Genomic DNA, 9,978 nt, shown 5'->3' on the forward strand with positions numbered 1-9,978 from the left:
CGCACGCTTTTGGCGGACATGACGATTATTCCTACGTCACGCTATCAAAGCTTGACCCCTACGTGTGCTCCCTATGCCAAGACATCTTCTGAGTATCCTGCTGGTGGAGGATCATCCCTTTCAGCTTCTAGCGACCCAATGCCTACTCAAAAGCTTCGGTTTCGACAACCTGACCCTCGCGGAAAATGCCGAACAGGCGATCCTTCTGATGACCCAGGCTGGCTCGCCCTTCGACCTCATGTTGTGCGACCAATGCCTGCCCGACCTACCGGGGCTGGAGTTGATCGAAATCGCTGGTCGTCGTCAGTTCATCCTTGCAGCCATTCTCCTGAGCGGATTACCCGCGACAGAGTTGTCAAACCTTAGCAATCAGGCACTGCACCGGGACTTGCCACTACTGGGCTACCTCTCGAAGCCGCTGAATAAAGATGAACTTATCGGGTTAGTCAGTCGATTACCGGCATCGAAAATGTAGGAAATTAAACATAACTGCTCTACGAAGAATCACGTTACGACCTGCGCCACCGCTCTAGCGCACTCAACGCACCGCATATTTCTCAATTATTTACATCTCGCTTCACAATGCCTTACCGATCAGTAGGCCGACACCTTTTTTTGCGTAGGATTTTTCCTGTTTTATATCCACTCCCCTTCTGGCTCATGCTCCCCCTTAAGCTTCTGAGCTAATGTGCCGTCTTTATTTGCACTTGCCTGGAATATGACCATGAATTCAGTTTTTATTATTGATGACCACCCTGTCATTCGACTTGCTATCCGAATGCTATTGGAACATGAAGGTTATAAAGTCGTCGGGGAAACGGACAACGGGTGTGATGCGATACAAATGGTTCGGGAATGCCTGCCGGACCTTATTATCCTGGATATCAGTATTCCAAAGCTTGACGGTCTCGAAGTGCTCTGCCGATTCAACGCAATGAACACGCCCATGAAGACCCTGATCCTGACCGCCCAATGCCCTACGCTGTTCGCAACGCGCTGCATGCGCTCTGGCGCTGACGGCTACGTCTGCAAGGAAGGCGACTTGAGCGAACTGCTGAGCGCCATCCGTGCCGTGTTATCAGGTTACAACTATTTCCCAAGCCAGGCATTGAACGGCAATGGTGCCGAGGGCGCCGACGGCCATGAACTTGAACTATTCAAAACAGTGAACGATCGAGAACTCATGGTATTGCAACTCTTTGCACAAGGACGAACCAACAAAGAAATCGCCAAAGGTATGTTTTTAAGTAACAAGACCGTCAGCACTTACAAGAAAAGACTCATGCAAAAACTAAAAGCCAAATCTTTGGTAGAACTTATCGAGATGGCAAAACGAAACGCGCTAGTGTGAGAACGTGGATGCCCAGCCGTATAAAGGACTATCTAATTATATTGAGTGCCGGTTTGTGCTTCAGCACCACCGTACCCGCCAGCCATCAGTCAGGCCCGGAACACTTCACCCTATTAAGCCGTGCGGGTGCCGTTCAACTGGACACTCAACTGGACAAGACTCAGCGTCAGTGGTTGCAGAACAAACGCGAGCTGGTGCTTGGCACCGCCGCACCTGATTATCCTCCCTTCGATCTGACCTCAAGCGGCCATGACTATGAAGGCCTCACCGCCGACTATGCAGGCCTTCTGTCCAAAGCGTTGGCCTTGCCCGTAAAGGTCTTGCGCTATCCCAACCGGGAGGCGTCGATACGTGCCCTTGAGGCGGGTGAAGTCGATTTGCTGGGCTCCTCGAATGGCTTTGAAGCCGCCAATCCGAACCTCAGCCTGTCTCAGCCATACGCGGTGGATCAACCGGTCCTGGTGACCCGCGAGGGGGAAACACGCAGTTTGAGCGATGGGTTGGGCGGACTCCGCTTGAGCCTTGTCTATCACTACCTGCCGATCAGCGAAGTCAAAAAGTTATACCCGCAGGCCAATATCCGCACCTATCCCTCCTATCAAAACGCCCTGAATGCAGTGGCGTTTGACCAGGCGGACGTTTTCCTTGGCGATACGATTTCCACCCACTACATGATCAACAAGGGCTACCTGAAGAACATTCGCATGGCCAACTTCGGCAAACATGAGGCCTACGGTTTCAGCTTTGCACTGCGCCAGGACCAGCACATCCTTTTGAGCATTGTCGACTCGGTACTGGCTGCCGTGCCCATCAATGAGCGGGAAACTATCGCCAAGCGCTGGAGCGCCGGCAGCGATATCCTGCTGACGGATAAAAAGCTGCAGCTGACGCCGCGCGAAGAGCGTTGGCTGAAGGATCACCCAGTGGTCAACGTCATTGTGAACGAGACCTTCGCGCCACTGACATTCTTCGATGCAGACGACACCTTTCGCGGGATTACCGCCGACTTGCTGGAGTTGATTCGCCTGCGTACCGGATTGCGTTTCCAGATCCAGCGCAGTCGTGAAATCAACGGCATGATCGATCAGGTCAACCGGGGCAAAGCCGACATCATCGGCGCGATCGCCCCAAGTATCGAACGAGAGGCCCAGCTGAATTTCAGCCGTCCCTACCTGGAAAACTCCTACGTGCTGCTGACGCGCAAAGAGCCCAACGCCCCCTCGAACCTGGAGCAGATGGCGGGCAAACGCCTGGCAATTACCCAAGGCAACCCGCTGGAGCACATCCTGCAACGGGACTTCCCGCAGATACAGCGGGTGGAAGCCAGTGACACCTTCAAGGCATCGGAACTGCTCGCACAAGGGCACGTCGACGGTGCCGTGAACTCGCTGGTGATCGCCAACTACTTCCTGTCTTCCCAGGTGTTCCAGGACAAACTGCAGATCAGCAGCAGTATCGGCACGCTGCCTGCCACCTTTGCGCTGGCGACGTCACGCCGCGCCGTCGAGTTGAGTTCGATCCTGGACAAGGCGCTGCTAAGCATCGCCCCGGATGAATTGGGGGTGATCAACAGCCGCTGGCGTGGCTATACCGCCGCCTCCGACAGCTACTGGCGCAACTACCATCACCTGATAGCCCAGATCGTCATCGGCACTGGCCTGCTGCTATTGATTTCCCTGACCTGGAACGCGTATATGCGCCGCCAGATCAAGCATCGACAAATGGCCGAACGGGCCCTCAACGATCAGTTCGAGTTCATGCGCGCGCTGGTCAATGAAACGCCGCACCCGATCTACGTACGCGACCGCAAGGGCTTGCTGCAGACCTGCAATGACAGTTACCTGCAAGTGTTCGGGGTCAAACGCGAAGACGTGATCGGCAAAAGCGTGATCCAGATGAACATGGCCCTGGAGACGGAAGCTGCGCAATACCATGCTGATTACCAGCGGGTCGTGGCCGAAGGCAACCCGCTGATCCTTGATCGCGTACTGCATATCCACGGGAAAAAACTGACGATCTATCATTGGATCCTTCCCTATCGCGACTCTGTCGGCGAGGTACAGGGCATCATTGGTGGCTGGATCGACATCAGCGAGCGGCGCCAACTGTTTGATGAGTTGCGTGCCGCCAAGGAGCGAGCAGATGAGGCCAACCGCGCCAAAAGCACCTTCCTCGCGACGATGAGCCACGAAATCCGCACCCCGATGAACGCAGTGATCGGCATGCTCGAACTGACCCTCAAGCGAGCCGACCAGGGTCATCTCGATCGTCCTGCCATCGAAGTGGCGTACAACTCGGCCAAGGATCTGCTGGAGTTGATCGGCGATATCCTCGACATTGCCCGTATCGAATCCGGGCGACTGAGCCTCACGCCAGAACGGGTCAACCTGCGAGAAGTGATCGAGTCCGTAGTGCGGGTCTTCGACGGCCTGGCCCGGCAGAAAACCCTCAGCCTGTCGCTGGAGTTCAACCCGCAGCTTGACGACATCGCCGTGCTGATCGACCCCTTGCGCTTCAAGCAAGTGCTTTCAAACCTGATCAGCAACGCCATCAAGTTCACTGAACGTGGCCAGGTAAGCGTCAAGGTCGCGGTGCATGCGACCGACCTGCCACAGCAGATCGAAATGAAGCTGGTGGTCGAAGACACCGGTATAGGTATCAGCCGTGAAGACCAGCAACGGTTGTTCGCGCCCTTCGCCCAAGCCGATAACTCAGGGCATCTGGCAAGAAGCGGCGCCGGCCTGGGGTTGGTGATCTGCCGCAGCCTGTGCTCGATGATGGGGGGGCAGTTGAGTCTCAACAGCGTGCCAATGGTCGGCACCCAAGTGCATGTTGGCTTGAAAATGACCTGCTTGCAGCCGGTACCGGCCGTCGATGAGCTCAAGCCCGAACCCTGCACAAAAGCCCCGGTGCTCAATGTGTTGGTGGTGGACGACCATCCCGCCAACCGCTTGCTCATGTGTCAACAGTTGGGGTACCTGGGCCATCAGTTCACAGCCGCCCAGAACGGCGCTGCCGGCTTCCAGGCCTGGCGTCAGGACCGTTTCGACCTGGTGATCGCCGACTGCAACATGCCCATCATGAACGGCTACGAACTCAGCCGCTCGATTCGTGAATACGAGCAACGCGAACAGCTGACGCCCTGCGTGATAGTGGGGTTTACGGCCAATGCGCAGCCGGAAGAAAAACTGCGCTGCATTGAGGCGGGCATGAACGACTGCCTGTTCAAACCCATCAGCCTCACGGCGCTGGAGCGGCAACTGGCACATATTGTTCCGCAACCCGCCAACCAGCGGCTGGACCTTGGCTGCCTGGATGCACTGACCGATGGTGATCCGCACTTGAGCAGGCGTTTGCTGGAGGAACTGCTGACCAGCAGTCGCCAGGATCGTCAGGAGCTGGTGACCCTGCGGGCCCGACAGGCGCCACCACAGGACATCATCGAACAGGCCCACAAGATCAAGGGCGCCGCGCGCATCGTCCAGGCGACCACACTGGCCGCACAGTGCGAAGCGCTGGAGCAAGCCTGTGCCAACGGCGATGACCGTTCAATGATCGATGCCGCGGTGAAGTCCCTGGAAACGCTTATGCAGGAACTGGAACGCATGCTCCATCTGCAGCTTCAGGAACTCAACAGCCAATAAAAGGCAGGGGCCAGCCCCTGCCTCATCGATCAGCAGTCGGTCAGTTTCAGGAAAATGGCCGCCAACTGTTCGATACCGGCTTGATCCTGAGGGGTAAAGCGCGCCAACGACGGACTGTCCAGGTCAAGGACGCCAATCAACTTGCCGTCCTTGACCAACGGCACCACCAGCTCGCTGTTAGAGGCGCTGTCGCAGGCGATATGCCCAGGGAACGCATGCACGTCCTCTACCCGCTGGGTTTGCCGCGATGCCGCCGCCGCGCCGCACACGCCACGACCGAACGGAATACGCACACAGGCGATCTGGCCCTGGAACGGCCCGAGCACCAACTCTTCATTGCGATTGAGGTAAAAGCCAGCCCAGTTCAGGTCGTCCAGCTGATTGAAAAGGAACGCGGAAAACTGTGCGCTGTTTGCAATGAAATCCCGCTCATCCGCCAGCAGTGATTCCAACTGCGCGCACAACATGGCATAGCCATCCAGGCCCGTGCCGGCGTGTTGTAGATCGATCATGGTTGACGCTCCAGCAATTTGAGGCCCACCCAGTAACGGGCGAATTGGTAGGCACACCGGCCGTTGCGATTGCCGCGCCCGGTGGCCCAGCGCACAGCAAGGATGTCGAGAGCCTCGTCACGCTGCCATTGCAGGCCGGCCTTGCTCGCCAGCTCGCCGATCCAGTGCTCGACCACGTCCAGGAAGTGTTCCTGGGTGAACGGGTAGAACGACAGCCACAGGCCAAAACGGTCAGACAAAGCGATCTTGTCTTCCACCGCTTCGCTTGGGTGCAGCTCGCCATCCACGCGCTTCCAGTTGTCATTGTCGCTCTGGTTTTCCGGCACCAGGTGACGACGGTTGGAGGTGGCGTACAGCAATACGTTTTCCGGTGCCTGCTCGAGGGAGCCGTCCAGCACGCTCTTGAGCACGCGGTAGTCGCCTTCGCCCGCTTCGAATGACAGGTCGTCGCAGAACAGGATAAAACGCTGCGGCAGCTTGATCAGCTGTTCCACCACTCGCGGCAGGTCGGCCAGGTGGTCGCGTTCGATTTCGATCAGGCGCAGACCGGCCTTGGCGTGCTGGGCCAGCAAGGCGCGCACCATCGATGATTTGCCGGTGCCACGCGAGCCCCACAGCAGCGCGTGGTTGGCGGGCAGGCCGTCGATGAATTGTTGGGTATTGCGGGCCAGTTGCTCGCGTTGCTTGTCCACGCCGATCAGGTCGGACAGGCGCATGTCCAGGCTCACTTCCAGTGGCAGCAGGAAGCCGGTGCGGCCTTCGCGCTGCCAACGGGCGGCGAGGCACTGGTTCCAGTCGATGGCTTGGCGTGGCGCAGGCAATAAGGGTTCCAGGCGAGCAAGTACCGCGTCGGCCCGCTCAAGAAAGGCATTCAATCGAGAATCCACGATTATTCCTCTGGCAAGTTCTTGCAAAAGATGGCGTATTGGCAACCCTGCGGCAGACCGCATGAGGCTGCGTAAAAAAACGATTCATGCCGGCCAAGCCAGAGCCTGTGGATGTTCAGCTATGCTTGCCGGGCGAAGGGAAACGTGAAGTGGTTCAACACTCGATGGATATCAAGTTCGCCCACCGCTTGTCTTATAAACAAGCCAGATTGACTGTGCTGGTCGGTTTCGTCTTGGGAACCTTGCTCAGCCTGATCCAAATCGGTATCGATTATGCCAGCGAAGACGCATCCATCAACCGTGAAATTCGTTCGCTGATCGAAATCAGCCACAATCCCGCCTCACGCATTGCCTACAACATTGACGCCGAGCTGGCCCAGGAACTCACCTTGGGCTTGTTGCACTCGCCTGCGATCACCCACGCCCAACTGATCGATAACAATGGCGTGGTACTCGCCGACGTTGACCGGCCACGCAAGGAAAGCTCCTACCGCCCCATCAGCGACTTCCTGTTTGGCGCCAGCCGTCACTTTGAAGACCGGCTGTTCCTCAGCCATATGCCCAACGACTCCCTCGGCGTATTGCGCCTGGATGTGGACACCTATGCCTTTGGCAGCCGCTTCCTGCATCGTGCGGAAATCACCCTGCTCAACGGTTTTGCCCGTAGCCTGCTGTTGACCGGGATCCTGTTGGGCCTGTTCTACGTGATGCTGACCCAACCGTTGGTGCGCATTATCCGTGCCCTGAGCACCAGCAAACAGGCTCACCTGGATTGCCCGCCCGGGCACGAAAACGATGAGATTGGCGTATTGGTGAACGTCGCCAACCAGCAATTCGAAAACATGGAGACCGAAATCCAGCAACGCCGCCACGCCGAGGACCGCCTTACCGAATACCTGGGGCAACTGGAAGACATCGTCTCGGCGCGCACCCTGGAACTCAAGGCCAGCAACCAACGCTTGAGCCAATCCAACGACGAGCTGGAAGCGGCCAAGATGACCGCCTTGGGCATGGCCCAGGCGCGGGCCGCGTTCCTGGCCAACATGAGCCATGAGATCCGTACGCCCCTCAACGGCTTGCTGGGCATGATCGCGCTGTCGCTGGACAGCCCGCTGAATGCCGAGCAGCGCCAGCAACTGTCCATCGCCCACGACTCCGGCAAGGTGTTGGTGGAGTTGCTCAACGATATCCTCGACCTGTCCAAGTTCGACGCCGGGCAGTTGGAGCTTGAGCGCATCCCGTTCGACCTCGGCGCCCTGGTGGAAGACACCGCCAACCTGCTGTCACAGAACGCCGCACCGAGTGTCGAGCTGACCTGCCTGATCGACCCGCAATTTCCCGCCCAGGTTATCGGTGACCCGACACGCGTACGGCAGATCGTCAGCAACCTGCTTTCCAACGCCTTAAAGTTCACCCGCTTCGGCCGCGTCGACGTGCGCCTGAGCGCCCATGACGGCCAGGTGAAAATTGAAGTGTGTGACACCGGCATCGGCATTGCCCAGGAAGCGCAGGTCAAGATTTTCCAGCCTTTCACCCAGGCCGGTGCGGGCATCACGCGCCAATTTGGCGGTACGGGCCTGGGCCTGGCGCTGACGCATAACCTGTGTGAGGCGATGAAGGGACGGCTGAGTATCAGCTCGGAAGTGGGCTTTGGCAGCCAGTTCTGTGCAGACCTGCCGCTGCCCACCCATCTGCCGGCGGCTCGGTACGCGCCCCTGGCCGGTGAGGTGATCGCTATTACCAGCGCCGACAGTGGCCTCACGGAACTGCTCACCACCCTTCTGCCCCACTGGGGGCTGACACCGCGCTGCTATTCGCGCCAAGAAGATGTGAGCGGCCCGCCCCCCGACCTGCTGATCACGGATTGCCCCGAGTGCCTGTTCCGCCTGCGCCCGACCAGCAGTGCCCCGATCCTGCTGGTCACCGCTTACGGCAACTTCATGCCGAGTGAAGAAGTCGCTGCCTTGGCGCCGTTACAGCAGCAGGCGCGCCCCTTGAGCCGCAATGCGCTGTACCAGATCCTGCAGCGCAACCTGCGCAGCGATACGCAATTGATCCTCGACCCCATCCAGATGGAATCCCCGCCATTGGCGCACCGGGCGCGCATCCTGCTGGTGGAGGACAACGCGGTCAATCAACTGGTGGCCAAGGGCATGCTCGGCAAGCTGGGCTGCGAAGTGATCGTGGCGGCGCACGGCGGCGAGGCGCTCAAGCGCCTGGAAGAGCAGCGCTTCGACATGGTGTTGATGGACTGCAACATGCCGGTGATGGACGGCTACGAGGCGAGCCGGCAGATCCGCCGCAGCGGACGCTGGCCGGACCTGCCCATTGTCGCCCTGACCGCCAACGCGCTGTCGGAAGAGCGCGAACGTTGCCGGGCGGCCGGGATGGATGACTACCTGGCCAAGCCATTTCGCCGTGAGGAACTCAATGCGTTGCTGGACCTTTGGGTGCCTAGGACGACAAGCCTTTGATCTGTGCCAGCAATTGATCCAGGCCATTGCGCAAGGCATCGGCCTGGTTCAGGTCAACGCCACTGTCACAGAGCAAGCGGGTTTTCAGACTATGGGCTTGGTCGTGCAACCTGACGCCCGCCTCGCTCAACCCCAAGTGCATTTCGCGCTCATCTAACGCACTGCGCTGACGCTTGACCCAGCCCAACTGCTCCAGGCGCTTGAGCAAAGGCGTCAGGGTGCCGGAGTCGAGCATCAGTCGCTCCCCCAGGGCCTTGACCGTAGGTTGCGCGGGCTTTTTGGCATGCCATTCCCACAACACCAGCATCGCCACGTATTGCGGGTAGGTCAGGCCCAGCTCATCCAGCATCGGCTTGTAGGCGCGGGTCACCGCCCGTGAAGCGGCATAGAGCTTGAAGCACAGCTGGTCGTCCAGGGCGAGGGACACGGTCGGGGCGGCGGTCATTTGAGCAGGGCTTCGATCTCTTGAGTCAGGTCCTGGGGCTTGGTGGTCGGGGCATAGCGCTTGACCACCGAACCGTCGCGACCGATGAGGAACTTGGTGAAGTTCCACTTGATGCCCTTGGAACCCAGCAGCCCCGGCGCCTGCTTCTTGAGCTGCACGAACAGTGGGTGGGCCTCGCTGCCATTCACGTCGATCTTCTTGAACAGCGGGAAGCTGACGCCGAAGTTCAGCTCGCAGAATTCGGAAATGGCCCCTTCGTTACCCGGTTCCTGCTTGCCGAACTGGTTGCAGGGAAAACCCAGCACCACCAGGCCCTGGTCTTTGTATTGCTGCCACAGCTGCTCAAGACCCTTGTACTGCGGGGTGAAGCCACACTTGCTGGCGGTGTTGACCACCAGGATGGCCTTGCCGGCGAAATCGGCCAAGGTCTTTTGCTCACCCTTGATGGTGGTGCACGGGATGCTCAGCAGGTTGTTGCTCATGGCAATGCCTCGATAGAGAGAAGTGGGGTAAACATAGTAGGCAATTCAATTGCGTGCAATTTAATTGACTGCATTGATACCCCATCATCATCCCCTGTAGGAGCCCGGGGGGGGGGGGGGGGGGGGGGGGGGGGGGGGGGGGGGGGGGGGGGGGGGGGGGGGGGGGGGGGGGGGGGGGGGGGG

Annotated in this window: 8 protein-coding genes; 4 read left to right on the top strand and 4 right to left on the bottom strand. The window is 58.9% G+C overall.

The genetic code is table 11. From position 1 onward, the window contains the following. Nucleotides 1-73 precede the first annotated feature (73 nt). The 3 genes from AC07SU_RS24040 to AC07SU_RS24050 all read left to right on the top strand — a co-directional run bounded on the left by AC07SU_RS24040 (nt 74) and on the right by AC07SU_RS24050 (nt 4,995). Nucleotides 74-475, top strand: coding sequence for a response regulator (locus AC07SU_RS24040; protein WP_494998428.1), 402 nt, complete (start codon nt 74-76; stop codon nt 473-475). A gap of 249 nt (nt 476-724) precedes the next feature. Beyond that, nucleotides 725-1,351 (top strand): response regulator, encoded by a 627-nt coding sequence (locus tag AC07SU_RS24045; protein ID WP_494998429.1) that lies wholly within the window; start codon nt 725-727, stop codon nt 1,349-1,351. 8 nt (nt 1,352-1,359) lie between these two features. After that, nucleotides 1,360-4,995: a transporter substrate-binding domain-containing protein gene (locus AC07SU_RS24050; RefSeq protein WP_494998430.1), complete on the top strand. Its 3,636-nt coding sequence runs from the start codon at nt 1,360-1,362 to the stop codon at nt 4,993-4,995. Between the two features lie 29 nt (nt 4,996-5,024). Here AC07SU_RS24050 and AC07SU_RS24055 read toward each other — a convergent pair whose 3' ends face one another. Both AC07SU_RS24055 and AC07SU_RS24060 read right to left on the bottom strand, forming a co-directional pair. Next, nucleotides 5,025-5,507 (bottom strand): GAF domain-containing protein, encoded by a 483-nt coding sequence (locus AC07SU_RS24055; protein WP_494998431.1) that lies wholly within the window; start codon nt 5,505-5,507, stop codon nt 5,025-5,027. Beyond that, nucleotides 5,504-6,394 (bottom strand): ATP-binding protein, encoded by an 891-nt coding sequence (locus AC07SU_RS24060; protein WP_176998236.1) that lies wholly within the window; start codon nt 6,392-6,394, stop codon nt 5,504-5,506. The genes AC07SU_RS24055 and AC07SU_RS24060 overlap by 4 nt, the downstream gene beginning before the upstream one ends. A gap of 164 nt (nt 6,395-6,558) precedes the next feature. Here AC07SU_RS24060 and AC07SU_RS24065 point away from each other — a divergent pair, with 164 nt between their 5' ends. Then, nucleotides 6,559-8,868: a hybrid sensor histidine kinase/response regulator gene (locus AC07SU_RS24065; RefSeq protein ID WP_176998237.1), complete on the top strand. Its 2,310-nt coding sequence runs from the start codon at nt 6,559-6,561 to the stop codon at nt 8,866-8,868. On the opposite strand, the gene AC07SU_RS24070 is transcribed toward AC07SU_RS24065, so the two are convergent. Both AC07SU_RS24070 and AC07SU_RS24075 read right to left on the bottom strand, forming a co-directional pair. Next, entirely contained in the window at nt 8,849-9,313 is a 465-nt protein-coding gene (locus AC07SU_RS24070) for a MarR family winged helix-turn-helix transcriptional regulator (RefSeq protein ID WP_494998432.1), read from the bottom strand. The two genes, AC07SU_RS24065 and AC07SU_RS24070, sit on opposite strands and share 20 nt — an antisense overlap. Next, a complete protein-coding gene (locus tag AC07SU_RS24075; RefSeq protein WP_494998433.1) occupies nt 9,310-9,795 on the bottom strand; it encodes a glutathione peroxidase in 486 nt (161 codons plus the stop codon). Before AC07SU_RS24075 ends, AC07SU_RS24070 begins: the two co-directional genes overlap by 4 nt. Between the last annotated feature and the right edge of the window lie 183 nt (nt 9,796-9,978).

The sequence above is a fragment of the Pseudomonas sp. GW821-FHT05H12 genome (genome assembly GCF_059419385.1).